This is a genomic window from Pseudomonas sp. PB103 (assembly GCF_009764635.1).
Taxonomy (GTDB): domain Bacteria; phylum Pseudomonadota; class Gammaproteobacteria; order Pseudomonadales; family Pseudomonadaceae; genus Aquipseudomonas.
In genome coordinates this window covers 17,024-36,719 of sequence record NZ_RWIL01000041.1, presented here as the reverse complement: position 1 = coordinate 36,719, position 19,696 = coordinate 17,024, and the positions used below count along the sequence as shown (strand labels likewise).

Sequence of the window (19,696 nt, the reverse complement as noted above, 5' to 3'; positions counted from 1 at the left end):
CATCTAATAAGAGCTGCATTTACAAAAAGAGAGCAGAGATGAAAATCACCAAACTCACCACCTTTATCGTTCCGCCGCGCTGGTGCTTCCTCAAGATCGAAACCGACGAGGGCGTGACCGGTTGGGGCGAGCCTGTGGTCGAAGGCCGCGCGCACACCGTCGCCGCCGCCGTCGAAGAGTTGTCCGATTACCTGATCGGCAAAGATCCACGCAACATCGAAGACATCTGGACGGTGCTGTATCGCGGCGGTTTCTACCGTGGCGGCGCGATTCACATGAGTGCGCTGGCCGGTATCGACCAGGCGCTGTGGGACATCAAGGGCAAGGCCCTCGGTGTGTCGGTCAGCGATCTGCTTGGTGGTCAGGTGCGTGACAAGATTCGTGTGTATTCGTGGATCGGCGGCGATCGCCCGGCCGACACTGCGCGTGCGGCGAAAGAGGCGGTGAGCCGTGGTTTCACTGCGGTGAAAATGAACGGCACCGAAGAGCTGCAATTCCTCGATACCTTTGAAAAAGTCGATCTGGCGCTGGCCAACGTAGCCGCCGTGCGTGATGCGGTCGGGCCGAACGTCGGCATCGGCGTCGACTTCCATGGCCGCGTGCACAAGCCGATGGCCAAGGTGCTGATGAAGGAGCTCGATCCGTACAAGCTGATGTTTATCGAAGAGCCGGTGCTCAGCGAAAACTACGAAGCGCTGAAAGAACTGGCGCCGCTGACCAGCACGCCGATTGCCCTCGGCGAGCGCTTGTTCTCGCGTTGGGACTTTAAACGCGTGTTGAGCGAAGGCTACGTCGACATCATCCAGCCGGATGCTTCTCACGCTGGCGGTATCACCGAAACCCGCAAGATCGCCAACATGGCCGAAGCCTACGACGTGGCGCTGGCGCTGCATTGCCCGTTGGGCCCGATTGCGCTGGCAGCGTGTTTGCAACTGGACGCGGTTTGTTACAACGCGTTTATCCAGGAGCAGAGCCTCGGTATCCATTACAACGAGAGCAACGATTTGCTCGATTACGTGAAAGATCCGCGGGTGTTCGATTACGACAAAGGTTTTGTGAAGATTCCGAACGGGCCGGGGTTGGGCATCGAGATCAACGAGGAATACGTGATCGAGCGTGCGGCGGTCGGGCATCGCTGGCGCAACCCGATCTGGCGCCATGCCGATGGCAGCTTTGCCGAGTGGTGAGTCTGCGCTGACACACCGAAAGTCCCTGTGGGAGCTGGCTTGCCAGCGATGATGGCGGCACATCCAGCATTGATTTGACAGACACACCGCCATCGCTGGCAAGCCAGCTCCCACAGTTTGATCTCCATGGATGGGAGATTTGCGTCATGACCTCAATAAACATAAAAAGAGGCTCTCCCCATGCAACCGCAAACCCTCTCCGGGCAGGCGTCTTTAGTCACGCCCAGCCGCAAGCGGTTTTTCATCATGGTGTTGCTGTTTATCACCGTGGTCATCAATTACCTCGACCGCAGCAACCTGTCGATTGCCGCGCCAGCGCTGACCAGTGAGCTGGGCATCGATCCGATTCACGTCGGCCTGATTTTTTCCGCGTTCGGCTGGACTTACGCCGCCATGCAGATCCCCGGCGGCTGGCTGGTCGATCGCGTGCCACCGCGCATTCTCTATAGCGTCGCTTTGCTGTTGTGGTCGATTGCCACGGTGATGCTCGGTTTCGCCGCCAGTTTCATCGCGCTGTTCGTGCTGCGCATGGCGGTCGGCGCGCTGGAAGCACCGGCCTATCCGATCAACAGTCGCGTGGTCACGACCTGGTTCCCCGAACGCGAACGCGCTACGGCCATCGGTTTCTACACGTCCGGGCAATTCGTCGGCCTGGCATTCCTGACCCCGGTGCTGGCCTGGCTGCAACACGAATTCGGCTGGCACATGGTGTTCGTCGCGACCGGCGCTGTCGGCATTATTTGGGCGGCGATCTGGTACGCGGTGTATCGCGAGCCACGGGATTTCAAAGGCGCCAATGAAGCCGAAATCGACCTGATCCGCGAGGGCGGTGGTCTGGTTGATATTCAGAAAGAGTCGGCCAAGGTCAAAGCCAAATTCAGCTGGACCGATCTCGGCATCGTTCTGACCAAACGCAAATTGTGGGGCATCTACCTCGGCCAGTTCTGCCTGAACTCGACGCTGTGGTTTTTCCTGACTTGGTTCCCGACGTACCTGGTGAAATATCGCGGTATGGACTTCATCAAGTCTGGCCTGTTGGCGTCGCTGCCGTTTCTCGCTGCGTTTGTCGGCGTGTTGTGTTCGGGATTCTTTTCCGACTTCCTGATTCGTCGCGGCTACACCGTCGGCTTTGCGCGCAAGTTGCCGATCATTGGCGGGTTGCTGATTTCCACCTCGATCATCGGCGCCAACTTCGTTGAGTCGACGCCGCTGGTGATTGCCTTTCTGGCGCTGGCGTTCTTCGGTAATGGCCTGGCCTCGATCACCTGGTCGCTGGTATCGACCTTGGCGCCGGCACGCTTGCTCGGGCTGACCGGCGGGGTGTTCAACTTCATCGGCAACCTGTCGGCGATTGCCACGCCGATCGTCATCGGCTTCCTCGCCAGCGGCGATTCGTTCGCGCCGGCGATCACCTATATCGCGGTTCTCGCATTGATCGGTGCTTTGTCCTACGTGCTGCTGGTCGGCAAGGTCGAGCGTATCGAGTTGTAGTGGTCTGCGTCGGGCGACCATAATGCCGCCCGTTCCCTCGCTCAACGGTAAAGGCTGGATATGCAGGAAGACGCTCCGGAAAAAACCAAGGACGCCGCGCCCACCGGCACGCAAACACTGTTGCGCGGCCTGGGTGTGGTGCAAGCGGTGGCCAGTGGCGCCCGCGATCTCAAGGAAATTGCCCGGCTGATCGGCACCACACGCAGCACCACCCATCGTCTGGCCAGTTGCCTGGTTGATGAGCGTTACCTGCGCGTGGTGCCGCAAGTCGGTTACCTGCTCGGGCCGAAGCTGATTGAACTGGGTTTTCAGGCCCGCGAAGAATTGCCGCTGGTGACCCTGGCCGCGCCGTATCTGGACGAGTTGTCGGCGCTGACCGGTGACACCGTGCACTTGGGCATTCGTGAAGGCGACGAGGTGCTGTATCTGCTGAAGAATCCGGGGCGTAATGGCCCGGAAATGCGCTCGCGGGTCGGCCATCGCATGCCGTTGGCGCGCACCGGGATCGGCAAGGCGTTGATGCTTGATGACTCGCCGAAAGATTGGCAGCGGCTGTACGACATCAGCCTGCCGGCGGGTGGGAAAAGTCAGTTCTGGCCGCAGCATCCCCAACAATCGTGGGAACAGCTTGAGCAGCGCATGACCGAGTACGTCGCCGGTGGCTACGCGTTCGATCTGGAAGACAACGAACCGTCGATCCGCTGTGTGGCAGCGCCGATTCGCGATGCGAGCAAGGGCATTGTTGCGGCGATCAGCATCGCCAGCACCGTGCCATACATGCCGCTGGAAAAAATGGCCGAGCTGATTCCCCTGATCAAAGGAGTCACAGCCCGGCTCTCGGCGGAGCTTGGCTTGAAGGTTTAAGCGGGTTTAAACCTTGAGCGTCGCCATGTCGATGACGAAACGGTACTTCACGTCGCCGGCGATCATGCGCGCGTAAGCCTCGTTGATCTGGCGGATGTCGAGCATTTCGATGTCGCAGGTGATGTTGTGATCGGCGCAGAAATCCAGCACTTCCTGGGTTTCGGCGACGCCACCGATCAGCGAACCGGCCAGAACGCGACGGCTCATCACCAGTTTGCCGGCGTGTACCGGTGGATCAACCGGCTCGATCAGACCGACCAGAATGTGCACACCGTCGAAGCGCAGGGTGTCGAGGTACGGGTTCAGATCGTGCTGCACCGGAATAGTGTCGAGCAGGAAGTCGAAGTAACCGGCAGCGGCTTTCATCTGCTCGGCGTCGGTGGACACGATCACGTGATCGGCACCCTGACGACGACCTTCTTCTGCCTTGCTGGCCGAGCGGGTGAACAGCGTGACTTCGGCGCCCATGGCCTTGGCGAACTTGATGCCCATGTGGCCCAGACCGCCCATGCCGAGAATCCCGACCTTGTCGCCGGCCTTGACGCCGTAGTGCTTGAGCGGCGAGTAGGTGGTGATGCCGGCACAGAGAATCGGCGCAGCGCTGGCCAGTGCGAGTTTTTCCGGGATGCGCACAACGAAGTGTTCGCTGACGACGATGCTGTCCGAATAACCGCCCATGGTGTTGCTGCCATCGAACCGATCCGGGGTGGCGTAGGTCATGGTCGGGCCTTCGAGGCAGTATTGCTCAAGGTTCGACTGGCAGGCTTCGCAAGTGCGGCACGAGTCGACCATGCAGCCAACCCCGACCAGATCGCCTACCTTGTGCTGGGTGACATTCGCACCGATCGCGGTGACTTTTCCGACGATCTCGTGGCCAGGCATCAGCGGGTAAACGGCGATGCCCCATTCATTGCGCGCCTGGTGGATATCGGAGTGGCAAACGCCGCAGTAGAGGATCTCGATCGCGACGTCGTCGGCGCGCGGGCTGCGGCGTTCGAATTTCATCGGGGCGAGGGGCGTGGTGGCCGATTGGGCGGCATAGCCGATGGCGGTGTACATGTGAAACCTCGCAAAAGCAGGAACAAGTGAGGCGGCGCATTCTGGGCGTCGACTGACCGGTCGGCCATGACGATTCCTCCGGGTCTCATGCCTAATCCTCCGGCATGCGGGTTTGATCGGTCGCATTGGCAAAAGGATCTGCGATGATGCTTGCATCCCTTTTTTCGCTCCATTTTCAGTGAAGAGCTTTGATGCAATTAACCCGTCATCTTGATGCCAATGCCCGGCTGGTTTCGCTGATCGAACCGTTGGCGCTGCGCGATGGTTATTCCCCGACCGGGTTGCCCGGTGTGCAAGTGTTGCGCGCCAGTTGTGACGTCGCCCGTGGCCCGCACATTTATGAGCCGAGCCTGATGATCATCGCGCAGGGCAGCAAACTGGCGTTTCTCGGGCCGCGGACGATGGAGTATGGCGCTGGGCATTACCTGATTCAGGCGCTGCCGGTGCCGTTTGAGTGTGAGACGTTTGCCTTGCCGGATGCGCCGTTGCTCGGGGTGTCGGTGGCGATTGATCGAGTGTTGCTCGGTGAGTTGGTGCTGGCCATGGGGCTGGCGCCGGGGCGGCATATTCCGGCGCAGACGCCGGAGTCGATGACTTCGGTGGTGCTCGACGATGACATGCGCGGTTGCGTCGAGCGTTTGCTCAGTTGCCTGCACGATCCGCTGGAATGTCAGATTCTCGGGCCGGCGCGGGTGCGTGAATTGTTGTTTGTCGCGTTGCGTGGACCGCAGGCGGATGTGCTGCGCGCGTTGGTGGAACAGCAGGGACAATTTGCGCGGGTCGCGGCGTCGATCAGTCATCTGCATGCGCATTACACCGAGCCGTTGAATGTGGAGACGCTGGCCGGTTGCGCGAACATGAGCGTGTCGACGTTTCATGAGCACTTCAAGCGCAGCACGTTGTTGTCGCCGGTGCAGTATTTGAAACGCTTGCGACTGTTGAAGGCGCAGACGTTGCTGGTGGCGGAGGGCTTGGGTGTGGCGCAGGTGGCGCATCGGGTGGGGTATCAGAGTACGTCGCAGTTCAGTCGCGAATATAAGCGCTACTTCGAGCGCAGCCCGGGTGATGAACGCGCTGCCTGAGGATTTACACACTCCCTGTGGGAGCTGGCTTGCCAGCGATAGCGGTGGTTCAGTTTGCCGTGATGTCGTTTGACACGGCCCCATCGCTGGCAAGCCAGCTCCCACAGGGATTTGTGTTGCTAGCGGAATTGCGGGCAACAAAAAGGCCCCCAAATCGGGGGCCTTGATGTTCAGCGGTTCGACTTACATATTCGGGTAAGTCGGGCCGCCAGCGCCTTCCGGCGTGACCCAGGTGATGTTCTGCGAAGGGTCCTTGATGTCACAGGTCTTGCAGTGCACGCAGTTCTGCGCATTGATCTGGAAGCGCTTCTCGCCGTCTTCCTTGGTGATCACTTCGTACACGCCGGCCGGGCAGTAGCGCTGCGCCGGTTCGTCGTACAGTGGCAGGTTCTTGCTGATCGGGATGCTCGGGTCTTTCAGCTTCAAGTGGCAAGGCTGTTCTTCTTCGTGGTTGGTACCGGAGATGAACACCGAGCTGAGTTTGTCGAAGCTGAGTTTGCCGTCCGGCTTCGGATAGTCGATCTTCTTGCAGTCGGCCGCGAGCTTGAGGCAAGCATAATCCGGCTTGGTGTCGTGCAGGGTGAACGGCAGTTTGCCGCCGAAGATGTTCTGATCAAGCCAGTTGAAACCGCCGCCAACGATAGCGCCGAACTTGTGGATCGCCGGGCCGAAGTTACGGCTGGCGAACAGTTCGTCGTAGAGCCAGCTCTTCTTGAACGCGTCCACATAAGTGGTCAGTTCTTCAGTGCCGTCCTTTTCAGCGAACAGTGCGTCAGCCACCGATTCTGCGGCGAGCATGCCGGACTTCATCGCGGTGTGGCTGCCTTTGATCTTGGCGAAGTTCAGGGTGCCGAGATCGCAACCGATCAGCGCGCCGCCCTTGAAGACCATTTTCGGCAGCGAGTTCAGGCCACCTTTGCAGATCGCACGAGCGCCGTAGCTGATGCGCTTGCCGCCTTCCAGGTACTGAGCCAGCACCGGGTGATGCTTGAGGCGCTGGAACTCGTCGAACGGCGACAGGTAAGTGTTGCTGTAGGAAAGATCGACGATCAGACCGACCACCACCTGGTTGTTTTCCAAGTGATAGAGGAACGAGCCGCCGGTGTTCTCGGTGCCCATGATGTCCAGCGGCCAGCCGGCGGTGTGCACTACCAGGCCTGGCTGGTGCTTGGCCGGGTCGATTTCCCAGATTTCTTTCAGGCCGATGCCGTAATGCTGAGCGTCGGCATCGCTGTCGAGGTTGTAGCGCTTGATCAGTTGCTTGCCGATGTGGCCACGGCAGCCTTCGGCGAACAGCGTGTATTTGCCACGCAGTTCCATGCCCGGGGTGTACAGGCCTTCCTTCGGATTGCCTTCGCGGTCGACGCCGAGATCACCGGTGATGATGCCGCGCACCACGCCTTGCTCGTCGATCAACGCTTCCTGAGCGGCGAAGCCCGGGTAGATTTCTACGCCGAGGTTCTCCGCCTGTTGGGCCAGCCAGCGGCACAGGTTGCCGAGGGAGATGATGTAGTTGCCTTCGTTGTGCATGGTCTTGGGCACAAAGAGGTCTGGAATTTTCTGCGCGTTTTCGGCGTTTTTCAGCACGAAAATATCGTCGCGGGTGACGGGCGTGTTCAGCGGGGCGCCGAGCTCTTTCCAGTCCGGGAACAGTTCGTTCAGAGCGCGTGGTTCGAACACGGCACCGGACAGGATGTGCGCGCCGACTTCGGAGCCTTTTTCGACCACGCAGACGCTGATTTCCTTACCGGCTTCGGCGGCCTTCTGCTTCAGACGGCAGGCGGCGGACAGGCCAGCGGGGCCGGCACCGACGATGACCACGTCGAATTCCATGTATTCGCGTTCCACAGGCTATCTCCTACTCAAGGCTCAACAGTTTTTTTTCTAATTTGGAGGTTCGGTGTCGCATCCGTTATTGCCTTTACGTTAACGTCAAGGGTAATAATGGGCAAACCACCTTTCTCTCTAGGCGGCGCATTATATCTACACCACTCCGAGCGTCCAATACAAACGTTTGTTTGAATTGGCTCCAGCCCAGAGAAATCAAAGAAGCGCGGCTTATGAATGGTCATTTTGCTGTATTGACCGGAATAGGCGTTCCGGTCAAGATACGGGCGGTTTTGCGCTCGTCGTAGGCAGACTGGCGGTTTCAAGAGCACCTCTAAAGACAGGGCACAGGCAATAAAAGGTGATGCGCGGCGCAGTCCGGCGCGCAGTTTACACAGCGTGAAGATCCATGACTCGTCGGTCACCCCTGACGAACGGTCGCAGGTCTTCATACCGTGCAGCCACCAGACACCCGAGTCGGCGTTTTTAGAGGTGCCCTTTTAGCCTGATGAGCATCAACCGCCAGGTTCGCCTAGGCGACTTTCTTTTCACCGGAGAGTAACGAGGAATCCATGAAGGTTCTTGTAGCTGTCAAACGCGTTGTGGATTACAACGTCAAGGTCCGCGTCAAGGCGGACAATTCCGGCGTCGATCTCGCCAACGTCAAGATGTCGATGAACCCGTTCTGCGAAATCGCAGTGGAAGAAGCCGTACGCCTGAAAGAGAAAGGTGTTGCGACTGAAATCGTCGTCGTCTCCATCGGCCCGACCACCGCTCAGGAGCAGCTGCGTACCGCACTGGCTCTGGGTGCCGACCGTGCCATCCTCGTCGAATCCGCTGAAGATCTGACCTCGCTCGCCGTGGCCAAGCTGCTCAAGGCTGTGGTCGACAAGGAACAACCGCAGTTGGTGATCCTCGGCAAACAGGCCATCGACAGCGACAACAACCAGACCGGCCAGATGCTCGCTGCACTGAGCGGCTACGGTCAGGGCACGTTCGCCTCGAAAGTCGAAGTCTCTGGCGACAGCGTTGCCGTGACCCGCGAAATCGACGGCGGCGCGCAGACTGTTTCGCTGAAACTGCCGGCCATTGTCACCACCGACCTGCGTTTGAACGAGCCGCGCTACGCGTCCCTGCCAAACATCATGAAAGCCAAGAAGAAGCCTCTCGAAGTGCTGACTCCGGACGCTTTGGGCGTTTCCACCGCCTCCACCAACAAGACCCTGAAAGTCGAAGCGCCGGCTGCACGCAGCGCTGGCATCAAGGTCAAGTCGGTGGCTGAACTGGTCGAGAAACTGAAAAACGAAGCGAAGGTAATCTAAAAATGACTATCTTGGTAATCGCTGAACACGACAACAAAGTGCTGGCCCCGGCCACACTGAACACCGTGGCTGCTGCTGCCAAAATCGGCGGCGACATCCACGTTCTGGTTGCCGGCCAAGGCGCTGGCGCCGTGGCTGAAGCTGCTGCGAAAATCGCTGGCGTGAGCAAAGTTCTGAACGCTGACAACGCGGCTTACGCGCATCAGTTGCCGGAAAACGTTGCGCCATTGGTTGCTGAGTTGGGCGCTGGTTACAGCCACATCCTGGCTGCCGCCACTTCCAACGGCAAAAACATCCTGCCGCGCGTTGCTGCGCAGCTGGACGTTGACCAGATCTCCGAGATCATCTCGGTAGAAAGCGCTGACACCTTCAAGCGCCCGATCTACGCCGGTAACGCTATCGCTACCGTACAGTCGACCGCCGCGATCAAAGTGATCACCGTGCGTGCCACCGGGTTCGACCCGGTTGCTGCTGAAGGTGGCTCGGCTGCTGTTGAAGCAGTCGGCGCTGCACACGATGCGGGCACTTCGAGCTTCGTTGGCGAAGAACTGGCCAAGTCTGATCGTCCAGAACTGACCGCAGCCAAGATCGTCGTTTCCGGCGGCCGCGGCATGCAGAACGGCGACAACTTCAAACACCTGTACGCCCTGGCCGACAAGCTGGGCGCTGCTGTCGGTGCTTCGCGCGCCGCAGTCGACGCAGGTTTCGTACCGAACGACATGCAGGTCGGTCAGACCGGCAAGATCGTTGCGCCACAGCTGTACATCGCCGTCGGTATCTCCGGCGCGATCCAGCATTTGGCCGGTATGAAAGACTCCAAAGTGATCGTTGCGATCAACAAGGACGAAGAAGCGCCGATCTTCCAGGTGGCCGATTACGGTCTCGTGGCGGATCTGTTCGAAGCAATCCCTGAGCTGGAGAAGCTGGTTTAAACCGGCGGCTTCACTTATAAAGAGCCCGGCCTGTTGGTCGGGCTTTTTTTTGTCTGGGATTTGAGTGGGAGCGTTTAGCCATGGATCTGCGCTGCGGATGGTTGTTGGGTTTGGCCCTGTTGCCCGGTTTGGCCATGGCCGCTGGCAAGTGCGAGCGCCTCGTTGTCACCGGCAGCCCGGACGCGCCGCCGTACCTGTGGCAGGACCCGCAAAATCCCAAGCAACTGATCGGCGCCAGCGCCGACCTGCTTCAACAAGTGGCCAAGGATCTCGGCATCAAAGTCGAGTTGCTCTACGCCGGTAAACGCTCGCAAGCCCTCGACGAAGTGCGCAGCGGGCGCATGGACATGCTCGCTGACGCGCCGCTGACCTTCAACGAGCTGGAAAATCTCGACTACATCTATCCGCCGCTGCTGGAAAACGACTATCTGGTATGGACGCGTAAAGGCTCGACACTGGTCTACAGCGAAGCCAAAGACCTGCAGGGACACGCGGGCGCGCTGTCGGAAAAGTCTCGAATGACGCAAGGATTTGGCACTTTCGCCGAGCAGAATCTGACCCTGACCAAGACAGCCAACCTCACCCAGGCCCTGCAGAAATTGCTCCTCGGTGAAGTGGAATATGTACTCGCCGGCCGCTACTCGGGCATGGCCGCCGCGCAGGCATTGGGCATGGCCAATGATCTGCTGGCGTTCGAGCAACCCATCGACCGGCCGGGGCTGTTCCTCGCGGTTTCCCACAACTCGGCCTGCAACGATCCGTGGTTGCGCGGACAGCTGGCCAAAAAGATGACAGAATTGCCCGCGTCCGGACTGACGGAAGCCGCGCTGCAACGCAATATCGAGCGCTGGAAGGCGCAGCAGCAACAGCCGCAACAACCTGTCAGTGCCCCAAAACAGTAGGGATTCTTAGTGAGTATTCGACCTCTTTTCGCGGCTGTGGCCGTTCTGGCCCTGGCCGGTTGCGCCAGCGATCCGGCACCTAACGAACAAATGCGCCTCACCGAACAAGCCATCACTCAGGCCAAGGCTGTCGGTGCCACTGCCGACGACGTGCCGGAAATGAAACTGGCCGAAGCCAAGTACGCCCGCGCCAAAGGCAATATGGCTGAAGAGTCCTATCGGAATGCGCGCATGCGTGCCGAGCAGGCCGAGCTGGATGCGCGTCTGGCCGAAGCCAAAGTGCTGACCCAGAAAAGTGAAGAACAGGTGAATGTGCTCAATACCCGCATCGTCCGTCTGCGCAAGCAACTGGGAGATGCCCAATGAGCCTCAAATCCAAAACCATCGGCGCGCTGATTCTCGCCGGTTGCGCCAGCCTTTACGGCTGCGCCGGTCAACACAGCGAATCGGCTCTGCAAGAGGCGGGTGCTGACTTCCAGAAAGTCAAAGAAGACTCCAACGTGCTGCGCATCGCGCCGAAAGACGTGATCCGCGCTGGCGAATCCCTGGCCCGCGCCGATCGCCTGTCGACCTATTGGGGCAGCGGTTCGGACGTGGTGCATTACGCCTACCTGAGCCAGCGCTACAGCGAAATCGCCCGCGAGCACACCAATCAGGTGCTCAACGAAGAGCGCGCGGCCAAACTCGAACTGGAACGTCAGCGCCTGCAACTGGCCCTGCGTGAATCGAAGCTGCTCAGCGTTCAGCAGCAAGGCAAATGGCTGGAGGAACAGATCGTTGCACTGGCCACCACGCAGACTGATCGTGGTCTGGTGATGACCCTTGGCGATGTGCTGTTCGACACCGGTGAAGCGGAGTTGAAAAACTCGGCCAATCGCGTGGTGCTGAAGATTGTCCAGTTCCTGCAACTGAATCCGAAACGCGTGGTGCGTATCGAGGGTTACACCGACAGCACCGGCGGCAAGCAGGAGAACATCAAACTGTCCCGCGACCGCGCACAAGCAGTGGCCGACGTGCTGATGGATCTCGGTATCGAGGACAAGCGCATTCAGGTCGAAGGTTACGGTGACGAATACCCGGTGGACGCCAATGCTTCCGAGCGTGGGCGGGCACAGAACCGTCGCGTGGAAATTGTCTTCTCCGACGAAAAAGGCCAACTCGGCGCCGCCCGTTAAGGGCGTTTGCTCTTGTAGGAGCTGGCGAAGCCTGCGATCTTTTGATTTCGCTTTTGATTTTGAAAAACAAGGATCAAACGATCGCAGCCTCGTTGCACTCGTCAGCTCCTACAGTGTTCCATTACATAGCCCGGCAAGCACCGGGCTTTTTTACGTCTGTCGAATGGGTCGCAAATCAGTACAGTCAGGGGCAGACACCGCACTGTATGGTCGACTAAAGTGGCAACTGTCCCAGTACACTTCTAAACTGTTCCGGTATTGTTTCACACAAGAATAAAATGCCCGTGAAATCGAGTGCTGCGTCATGACCAATCTCTTGCTCTACCAACGTATTGCTCAGCAACTGGCCGAAGACATCCGCCGTGGTGTCTATCAACCGGGGGAGCGCGTGCCTTCGGTGCGCAAGATGAGTTCGCAGCTCAACGTCAGCCATGCCACGGTGTTGCAGGCCTACGCCAATCTCGAAGATCAGGGGCTGATTCGCGCACGTCCGCAGTCCGGGTATTACGTGCACCAGACGCCCGCGCTGACAGCGCCGACGCCGGATATCGCCCGGGTCGAGCGTCCAGGCCTGGTCACCCGCAGCAGCATCATTCAGCAAGTGCTGGTCGAGTCGCGTCGTGAAGGCGTATTCCCGCTCGGTGCCGCTGTGCCCAGCGTCGATTATTTGCCGGTGCGCGCGCTGCATCAGCAATTGGCCAAGGTCACCCGGTTCCATAGTCCGCGCGCCTTCAGTTACATGTTCAGCCCCGGTTTTGAACCGTTGCGCCGGCAAGTGGCGATTCGTATGCGCGATGCCGGCGTGGTGGTCGACCCGTCGGAAGTGGTGATCACCCACGGTTGTGTCGATGCCCTGCAGATGTCGCTGCGGGTGCTGACCCGGCCGGGCGATCTGATTGCCGCCGAGTCACCGACTTACTACGGTCTGTTGCAACTGGCGGATCTGCTCGGCCTGAAAGTCATCGAAATCCCCAGCGATCCTGCTACCGGCATGAGCCTCGAAGCCCTGCAACTGGCGGCCAACCAATGGTCGATCAAAGCGCTGGTGCTGACCACGCGCTTGAGCAATCCACTGGGCGGCACCATGCCCGAAGAGCGGCAGAAGCAGTTGCTGCGGTTGGCTTCGGATTTCGATATCCAGATTGTCGAAGATGATATTTATGGCGAACTGATGTTCGAGCAAGGCAAAACCAAAGCCCTCAAAGCCTACGACCGCCTGGACCGAGTGATTTACTGCTCAAGTTTCTCCAAGACCCTGTCGCCCGGTGTGCGCATCGGCTGGATGATTGCCGGCAAGTACCAGCAGGAAATCCAGCGTCTGCAGACCTTCAGCACCCATTCGGCGTGCAGCGTGACGCAGATGGCGATTGCCGCTTATCTGGAAAACGGCGGTTATGACCGGCATTTACGGTACATCCGTCAGGAATACCGAAAAAACCTCAGCGCTTTCCAGTTGGCGGTGCAGCAGTACTTCCCCGAAGGCACGCAAATGACCCGGCCCACGGGCGGTTTCATCCTTTGGGTGAGTCTGCCGGGGAGGGTGAACACTCAGGAGTTGCATATCCGCGCGTTGCAGCAGGGCATCAGCATTGCACCGGGGCTGATCTTCAGTAATACCGAGCAATTCAACCACTGTATCCGTCTCAATTGCGGCATTCCGTGGAATCGCGAGGCCGAGCGGGCGTTGATGACCCTGGGGCTGCTGGCGACCCAACTGTGTCAGGAAACGGCTGGCGGATTCTGAACGAGCGGACGTTCATGCTTGTCTTGTCGCGCCCAACAAGCGAGCATATGGCCCTCTGCCGTTAGCCACGTTGGGTCCATGAAAGCGATTGTTCCTGCCGCCTGGGTTGTGCTGTGTATGCTGATGATCGGTCATGCACCCGGTGTCATGGCGGCTGCGGTTCAGGAAAAACCGCCAGCAACGACCAGTGCCAAGAAGGCACCGGCGGCGAAAAAGGCAGTCCCGGCGAAGAAGCCGCAAGCCAAACCCGTGAAGAAACGCGCGCCGATTGCGTCCAAGTCGAAACCCGCCAGTGAAGTGGCGAAAACCAGATTGCCGGCGGCCAGACTCGACCTCAGCCTGCCCAAAGACATGGTTCAGGAACTGAAACCCAAGGGCACCGTCGACCTGCCGAAACGCGAGCCGATCCTGCCGCAGATGTTTGGCGAGAAAAACAGCGGCTTTCAGCTCAATGGCCGCTTGCTCAGCAACGAAATGCAGTTGCAGTTGCGCAACGATGAGCGCCGCGAAGTGGAAGGCGCTGCGCTGGATTTCGAATTCAAGCAGTAAATTCGTCCCCGCTGTGACCCGCTGACCAGACGCTTTGTCGGAGACTGGTCAGTCACATTCAGTAATCTCTAAAAACCCCGGTTCAGGCAATTTAAAACAGCCGTTTTAGCGGTTACTCTGTTCCGCGTCCCTTTTACACATCGCCCGTCGCGAGGAATTGTTCGTCATGAAATGCCGTGAAGGCTGTGGCGCTTGCTGCATTGCCCCTTCCATCAGTTCGCCGATTCCCGGCATGCCTGATGGCAAACCTGCCGGCGAACGTTGCGTGCAACTCTCGGTCGAAAACCTGTGCAGCATTTTCGGCCGCCCGGAGCGTCCGGCAGTCTGTTCCGGCTTCTCTGCCGACATCGAAGTCTGCGGCAGCAGTTCGCAAGAAGCGATCAGACTGATCGGCTGGTGGGAGCAAATGACGGCGGCGTGATGTGTCAAACGAACGGAACTTCAACAATAAGGAATAAGACTATGGGTTCGCTGCATCGTATCGCTGTGTTGTGTGGTTTGACCGCTGTGCTGGCCACTTCGGTCGCTCAGGCAGAAGACTGGAAAGTCGCCAAGAACGAAGAAGGCATCAAGGTTTCACTGAGCGAAGTGCCGGGTTCGGACTACAAGTCCTACCAGGGCGTGGCGCTGATGAAGACCACCGTCGCCAAACTGCGCGCGTTGCAGGAAGACGTTTCCGGCGCCTGCGCCTGGATTCACGAGTGCAAGACCCAAAAATTGCTCAAGCACGAAGGCGACCAGAGCTGGACCTACACTCAGTTCAATACGCCTTGGCCGGTTACCCCGCGTGACTCGGTGCTGCACATCACCACCGTTGAAGGCGCCGATGGCAGTCTGACCCGTAACCTGGAAGGTGTGCCGAAGTACCTTCCGGAAGAAAAAGGTTTCGTCCGTGTGGCCCAAGTCAAAGGCTTCTGGAAATTCGTGCCCAAGGGTGATCAGGTCGAAGTGACCTATCAAGTGCACACCGAGCCAGGTGGCAGCGTGCCGGCGATGGTGGCCAACAAGTTCGTGGTTGACGCACCGTTCAACACACTTAAAGCCCTGAAAGAGCGCGCCGAGAAGTAATCGTCGTGCTTTGCAGATAACGCCCCGATCGATTCGGGGCGTTTTTGTTTTGTATCTATATTGTGTTTCCAGATATGCGTTGCACGAAATTTTCACAAAGTGTTCCAGACAATTCGCCCGCGCTGTTACACGCTGTGCCTGCTCTAAATGAAAGTGTCTGGGGGCAGGGCAGTAATCAATGGCAATGGTGCGGGTGATCGTGCAACATTTGCGCTCCGCGCACGCCCCGGGGTCTGGAATGACCAATAGAGGGCATGGCGCCGCTGTATTTTTGCAACTTCAACTTTCAATGGGTCCTAAAACGACATGGCAAACCCGGACGCCCTGAATCAGCAGCGATCTTCCAGTCGCCTGCTGCAACCGACCGTCAAATCGCATCTGGCCTACACGCTGCTTTGCGCACTGGTCATGATGGTGATGTTTTCCGTGCTGCGCCTCGCGCTGCTGGTCTACAACCGCGAGATGATCCTCGATACCCCGGCTTCGACCTTCCTCGAAGCCTTCGCCAACGGTCTGCGTTTCGACCTGCGTCTGGTGGTCTACGTGTGTATTCCGCTGGTGCTGGCGCTGTTCAGTGCCCGCGCGATGGCCGCACGCGGATTCTTCCGTCTGTGGCTCACCGTCGCCTCGAGCGTCGCGTTGTTTCTCGGCCTGATGGAGATGGACTTCTACCGTGAGTTCCACCAGCGCCTCAATGGCCTGGTGTTTCAGTACGTGAAAGAAGATCCGAAAACCGTGATGAGCATGCTCTGGTACGGTTTCCCGGTCGTGCGTTATCTGCTGGCGTGGGTCATCGGCACAGTGATTCTGACGCTGGCGTTCAAGGGCGCCGATCGTGCAACACGTCCGCGCGGGCCTTTCAGCGGCGGTAGCGTCGGCACGCGTCAGGTCGCGCCGTGGTATGCGCGCCTCGCCGTATTCGTGGTCTGCCTGCTGATCTGCGTGGTCGCTGCGCGTGGCACGCTGCGTCAAGGCCCGCCAATGCGTTGGGGTGACGTCTACACCACCGAATCGAACTTCGCCAACCAACTCGGCCTCAACGGTACGCTGTCGCTGATCGCCGCTGCAAAAGATCGCATGGGCGAAGACCGCGACAACATCTGGAAAGCCACACTGCCGCAAGAAGAAGCGCAGAAAGTAGTGCGCCAGATGCTGGTCATGCCGGACGACAAACTGGTCGATGCCGACATCGCCGCCGTGCGCCGCGACTACACGCCGCCCGCCGACAAGACCCTGCCGATCAAGAACGTTGTCGTAATTCTGATGGAAAGCATGGCCGGTCACTCGGTCGGTGCTCTGGGCGCGCCAGGCAACATCACGCCGTACCTGGACAAACTGTCGAAGGAAGGCCTGCTGTTCGACCGTTTCTTCTCCAACGGCACACACACCCACCAGGGTATGTTCGCGACCATGGCCTGCTTCCCGAACCTGCCAGGTTTCGAATACCTGATGCAGACCCCGGAAGGCAGCCACAAACTGTCTGGCCTGCCGCAATTGCTCAGCGCCCGTGACTACGATGATGTCTATGTCTACAACGGTGACTTCGCCTGGGACAACCAGTCAGGCTTCTTCAGCAACCAGGGCATGACCAACTTTGTTGGCCGTAATGATTTCGTCGATCCGGTGTTCTCCGATCCAACGTGGGGCGTATCCGACCAGGACATGTTCGACCGTGGTCTGATCGAATTGAAGAAGCGCGAAAACGGCAAGCCGTTCTATGCGCTGCTGCAAACCCTGTCCAACCACACGCCATACGCCTTGCCGTCGCCATTGCCGGTCGAGCGCGTCACTGATCGTGGCAGCCTCAACGAACACTTGACCGCCATGCGCTACTCCGACTGGGCGTTGGGTCAGTTCTTCGAGAAGGCGCGCAAAGAGCCGTACTTCAAGGAAACCCTGTTCGTCATCGTCGGTGACCACGGTTTCGGCAACGAGCGCCAGATCACCGAAATGGATCTGGGCCGCTTCAACGTGCCGATGCTGATGATCGCCCCGGGCATCCAGGAGAAGTTCGGCACCCGTGACCACACCGTGGGTACGCAAATCGACATCGTGCCGACCATCATGGGTCGTGTGGGCGGCGAAGTGCGCCATCAGTGCTGGGGTCGTGACCTGCTGAACCTGCCGGAAGGCGACACCGGTTTCGGTGTGATCAAGCCGTCGGGCAGCGAGCAGACCACCGCCATCGTCACGGCTGACCAGATTCTGGTGCTGCCGAAAGACAAGGACATGTCGGCGAAGGTCTATCAGTACCAGTTGGGCGCCAACCCAAGTGCCGAGGTCATTGCTGATGCACCGCGCGCCGCCGAGTTGAAACACAAACTCGAAGCGTTCCTGCAAACGGCGACCAAGAGCCTGATGGACAACACCGCCGGTGTGGTTAATGGCAAGCCGGACTAAGCGATTGAAGTAAGTCCGCGCAATAAAAAAGAGGCCCTGAAAAGGGCCTCTTTTTTTTTGCCGGTTAGACGCTTATATCCGGCCAAGTAGCAACAGTACCAGCAGCACGACCAACACCACACCGATGATGCCCGACGGGCCATAACCCCAACTTCTGGAGTGTGGGAAGACCGGCAGACCACCGATCAGCAACAGGATCAGGATAATGATAAGAATTGTGCCCATGTCGATTTCCTTGTTGAGAGAGTTCGAGAAGTCTTGGTGTTCAAGGGGCGACTGGAGACTAAGTAATTCCAGACGGCTTACAAAATCCGACTGGTGCGAATGAAAGAAAATTCAATGTTTTTTTAATGTATTTGGATTAGTCGATTATTTCCTTTGACGCGAAAAGATCGCAGCCTCGTTTCACTCGACAGCTCCTACACAAATCCATGTAGGAGCTGCCGAAGGCTGCGATCTTTTGACCTTGTATTCAGCAACTTGATGGAGCGTGGGCGCACACACAACCTTCGCTACACTCCGCGCATCTTCCCCAGAACAACAAGGCTGTCTGCTATGCAAAATCGCATGATGATCACTGGCGCGGGCTCAGGCCTGGGTCGCGAAATCGCGCTGCGCTGGGCGCGTGAAGGCTGGCAACTGGCCTTGTCCGACGTCAGCGAACCCGGCCTGCAGGAAACCCTGAAAATGGTCCGCGAGGCGGGCGGCGACGGCTTCGTCCAGCGCTGCGATGTGCGCGATTACAGCCAGCTCACCGCCTTCGCCCAAGCTTGCGAAGAAAAGCTCGGCGGCGTCGACATCATCGTCAATAACGCCGGCGTGGCATCAGGCGGTTTCTTCAGCGAACTGTCGCTGGAAGACTGGGACTGGCAGATCGCGATCAACCTGATGGGCGTGGTCAAAGGCTGCAAGGCTTTCCTGCCGCTGCTGGAGCAAAGCAAAGGCAAGATCATCAACATCGCCTCCATGGCCGCTTTGATGCAGGGCCCGGCGATGAGCAACTACAACGTGGCCAAGGCCGGCGTGGTGGCACTTTCCGAGAGTCTGTTGATCGAACTGGCGCAACAGGAAGTCGGCGTGCATGTGGTCTGTCCATCGTTCTTCCAGACCAACTTGCTTGACTCGTTCCGTGGCCCGACGCCAGCGATGAAAGCGGCGGTCGGCAAGTTGCTGGAAAGTTCGCCGATTACCGCCGCCGATATCGCCGACTACATTTATCAGCAAGTTGCTGCTGGTGAATTCATGATCCTGCCCCACGAACAAGGGCGCATGGCCTGGGCGATCAAGCAGAAGAATCCGCAACTGCTCTACAACGAAATGACCTCGATGGCCGAGAAAATGCGCGCCAAAGCCAAGCAGAACAACGGTTGAGCTTGCCCGTTGCAGACTGCATCGTTAGGGTGGCCACAATGATCACCCTGACGAGATGCAGCAATGCTCAATTACCTGTGGTTCTTCCTCGCGGCATTGTTTGAAATCGCCGGCTGTTTTGCTTTCTTCATGTGGCTGCGCCAAGGCAAAAGTGCGTTGTGGGTGATCCCTGCGCTGCTCAGCCTGACCCTGTTCGCGTTGTTGCTGACCCGTGTTGAAGCCAACTATGCCGGTCGCGCCTATGCCGCTTACGGCGGCATCTACATCGTCGCGTCGATTGGCTGGCTGATGGTGGTCGAGCGCGTTCGTCCATTGGGTTCGGACTGGATCGGTGTGGCGTTGTGTGTAATCGGTGCCAGCGTGATTCTGTTCGGGCCGCGCTTCTCTGCGGCCTGAATTGATGGTTTTGTGGGAAGCGTCTGACGGCTCCAAACCTGAGAGCGTGTAAGGCAAAACTGATTTGCCGGTCACGCATTGTCGCGCGCCGGCAAGCCGCGCATCTTCAGGGTTTGCTAATCCTGAAGGACGAACCCCATGCTTGTACTCAGCCGTGTTGTTGGTGAGTTGATTTCCATCGGTGACGACATTTCCCTGCGTGTGCTGTCGGTCAACGGCTCCAGCGTACGCTTTGGTGTCGATGCGCCGCAGAACGTCAATGTGCACCGTGCCGAAGTCTACGACCGAATCCAGCGCAAACAGCGCGCGGAAAAGGCCCGCTGAGGG

21 protein-coding genes are annotated in these 19,696 nt (G+C 58.7%); 17 read left to right on the top strand and 4 right to left on the bottom strand.

Annotated features, from left to right (window positions below; all coding sequences use genetic code 11):
- The first annotated feature begins 38 nt into the window (after positions 1–38).
- From dgoD to EJA70_RS07615, 3 genes are all read left to right on the top strand, one after another.
- Positions 39–1,187: a galactonate dehydratase gene (gene dgoD / locus EJA70_RS07625; RefSeq protein WP_095188559.1), complete on the top strand. Its 1,149-nt coding sequence runs from the start codon at positions 39–41 to the stop codon at positions 1,185–1,187.
- Positions 1,188–1,367: 180 nt separating this feature from the next.
- Positions 1,368–2,678: an MFS transporter gene (locus EJA70_RS07620; protein ID WP_158830351.1), complete on the top strand. Its 1,311-nt coding sequence runs from the start codon at positions 1,368–1,370 to the stop codon at positions 2,676–2,678.
- A 60-nt stretch (positions 2,679–2,738) separates the two neighbouring features.
- Positions 2,739–3,542 (top strand): IclR family transcriptional regulator, encoded by an 804-nt coding sequence (locus EJA70_RS07615; protein ID WP_008085521.1) that lies wholly within the window; start codon positions 2,739–2,741, stop codon positions 3,540–3,542.
- A 6-nt stretch (positions 3,543–3,548) separates the two neighbouring features.
- Here EJA70_RS07615 and EJA70_RS07610 read toward each other — a convergent pair whose 3' ends face one another.
- Positions 3,549–4,601: an NAD(P)-dependent alcohol dehydrogenase gene (locus EJA70_RS07610; protein ID WP_158830350.1), complete on the bottom strand. Its 1,053-nt coding sequence runs from the start codon at positions 4,599–4,601 to the stop codon at positions 3,549–3,551.
- Positions 4,602–4,792: 191 nt separating this feature from the next.
- On the opposite strand from EJA70_RS07610, the gene EJA70_RS07605 reads away from it, so the two are divergent.
- Positions 4,793–5,683: an AraC family transcriptional regulator gene (locus tag EJA70_RS07605; protein ID WP_008085522.1), complete on the top strand. Its 891-nt coding sequence runs from the start codon at positions 4,793–4,795 to the stop codon at positions 5,681–5,683.
- A gap of 183 nt (positions 5,684–5,866) precedes the next feature.
- Here the strand turns inward: EJA70_RS07605 and EJA70_RS07600 are convergent, their stop codons facing one another.
- Positions 5,867–7,531: an electron transfer flavoprotein-ubiquinone oxidoreductase gene (locus tag EJA70_RS07600; RefSeq protein ID WP_158830349.1), complete on the bottom strand. Its 1,665-nt coding sequence runs from the start codon at positions 7,529–7,531 to the stop codon at positions 5,867–5,869.
- 14 nt (positions 7,532–7,545) lie between these two features.
- Entirely contained in the window at positions 7,546–7,962 is a 417-nt protein-coding gene (locus EJA70_RS07595; RefSeq protein ID WP_158830348.1) for a hypothetical protein, read from the bottom strand.
- Between the two features lie 120 nt (positions 7,963–8,082).
- On the opposite strand from EJA70_RS07595, the gene EJA70_RS07590 reads away from it, so the two are divergent.
- The 10 genes from EJA70_RS07590 to EJA70_RS07545 all read left to right on the top strand — a co-directional run bounded on the left by EJA70_RS07590 (position 8,083) and on the right by EJA70_RS07545 (position 17,602).
- A complete protein-coding gene (locus EJA70_RS07590) occupies positions 8,083–8,832 on the top strand; it encodes an electron transfer flavoprotein subunit beta/FixA family protein (protein WP_007908338.1) in 750 nt (249 codons plus the stop codon).
- A gap of 2 nt (positions 8,833–8,834) precedes the next feature.
- Positions 8,835–9,764, top strand: a complete 930-nt coding sequence (locus tag EJA70_RS07585) for an electron transfer flavoprotein subunit alpha/FixB family protein (RefSeq protein ID WP_042560399.1) — start codon at positions 8,835–8,837, stop codon at positions 9,762–9,764.
- A gap of 80 nt (positions 9,765–9,844) precedes the next feature.
- Positions 9,845–10,666 (top strand): ABC transporter substrate-binding protein, encoded by an 822-nt coding sequence (locus EJA70_RS07580; protein WP_158830347.1) that lies wholly within the window; start codon positions 9,845–9,847, stop codon positions 10,664–10,666.
- A 9-nt stretch (positions 10,667–10,675) separates the two neighbouring features.
- Entirely contained in the window at positions 10,676–11,032 is a 357-nt protein-coding gene (locus EJA70_RS07575) for a DUF4398 domain-containing protein (protein ID WP_178116840.1), read from the top strand.
- Positions 11,029–11,841: an OmpA family protein gene (locus EJA70_RS07570; protein WP_158830346.1), complete on the top strand. Its 813-nt coding sequence runs from the start codon at positions 11,029–11,031 to the stop codon at positions 11,839–11,841. The genes EJA70_RS07575 and EJA70_RS07570 overlap by 4 nt, the downstream gene beginning before the upstream one ends.
- Positions 11,842–12,145: 304 nt before the next feature.
- Positions 12,146–13,585, top strand: coding sequence for a PLP-dependent aminotransferase family protein (locus EJA70_RS07565; RefSeq protein ID WP_008087402.1), 1,440 nt, complete (start codon positions 12,146–12,148; stop codon positions 13,583–13,585).
- A 78-nt stretch (positions 13,586–13,663) separates the two neighbouring features.
- Positions 13,664–14,134, top strand: a complete 471-nt coding sequence (locus EJA70_RS07560; protein WP_158830345.1) for a translation initiation factor 2 — start codon at positions 13,664–13,666, stop codon at positions 14,132–14,134.
- A gap of 166 nt (positions 14,135–14,300) precedes the next feature.
- Complete coding sequence (locus EJA70_RS07555; protein WP_008087400.1) at positions 14,301–14,555, top strand: YkgJ family cysteine cluster protein; 255 nt, start codon at positions 14,301–14,303, stop codon at positions 14,553–14,555.
- A 41-nt stretch (positions 14,556–14,596) separates the two neighbouring features.
- A complete protein-coding gene (locus EJA70_RS07550) occupies positions 14,597–15,202 on the top strand; it encodes an START domain-containing protein (protein ID WP_008087399.1) in 606 nt (201 codons plus the stop codon).
- A 306-nt stretch (positions 15,203–15,508) separates the two neighbouring features.
- Positions 15,509–17,602 (top strand): LTA synthase family protein, encoded by a 2,094-nt coding sequence (locus EJA70_RS07545; protein WP_158830344.1) that lies wholly within the window; start codon positions 15,509–15,511, stop codon positions 17,600–17,602.
- A gap of 72 nt (positions 17,603–17,674) precedes the next feature.
- Here EJA70_RS07545 and EJA70_RS07540 read toward each other — a convergent pair whose 3' ends face one another.
- On the bottom strand, positions 17,675–17,833 hold the full coding sequence (locus tag EJA70_RS07540; RefSeq protein WP_169432680.1) for a DUF3309 family protein: 159 nt from the start codon (positions 17,831–17,833) through the stop codon (positions 17,675–17,677).
- Positions 17,834–18,157: 324 nt separating this feature from the next.
- Here EJA70_RS07540 and EJA70_RS07535 point away from each other — a divergent pair, with 324 nt between their 5' ends.
- From EJA70_RS07535 to csrA, 3 genes are all read left to right on the top strand, one after another.
- A complete protein-coding gene (locus tag EJA70_RS07535; RefSeq protein ID WP_158830343.1) occupies positions 18,158–18,973 on the top strand; it encodes an SDR family oxidoreductase in 816 nt (271 codons plus the stop codon).
- A gap of 63 nt (positions 18,974–19,036) precedes the next feature.
- Positions 19,037–19,369: a YnfA family protein gene (locus tag EJA70_RS07530; RefSeq protein ID WP_008088571.1), complete on the top strand. Its 333-nt coding sequence runs from the start codon at positions 19,037–19,039 to the stop codon at positions 19,367–19,369.
- A 138-nt stretch (positions 19,370–19,507) separates the two neighbouring features.
- Positions 19,508–19,693 (top strand): carbon storage regulator CsrA, encoded by a 186-nt coding sequence (gene csrA, locus EJA70_RS07525; protein WP_008088573.1) that lies wholly within the window; start codon positions 19,508–19,510, stop codon positions 19,691–19,693.
- Positions 19,694–19,696 lie beyond the last annotated feature (3 nt).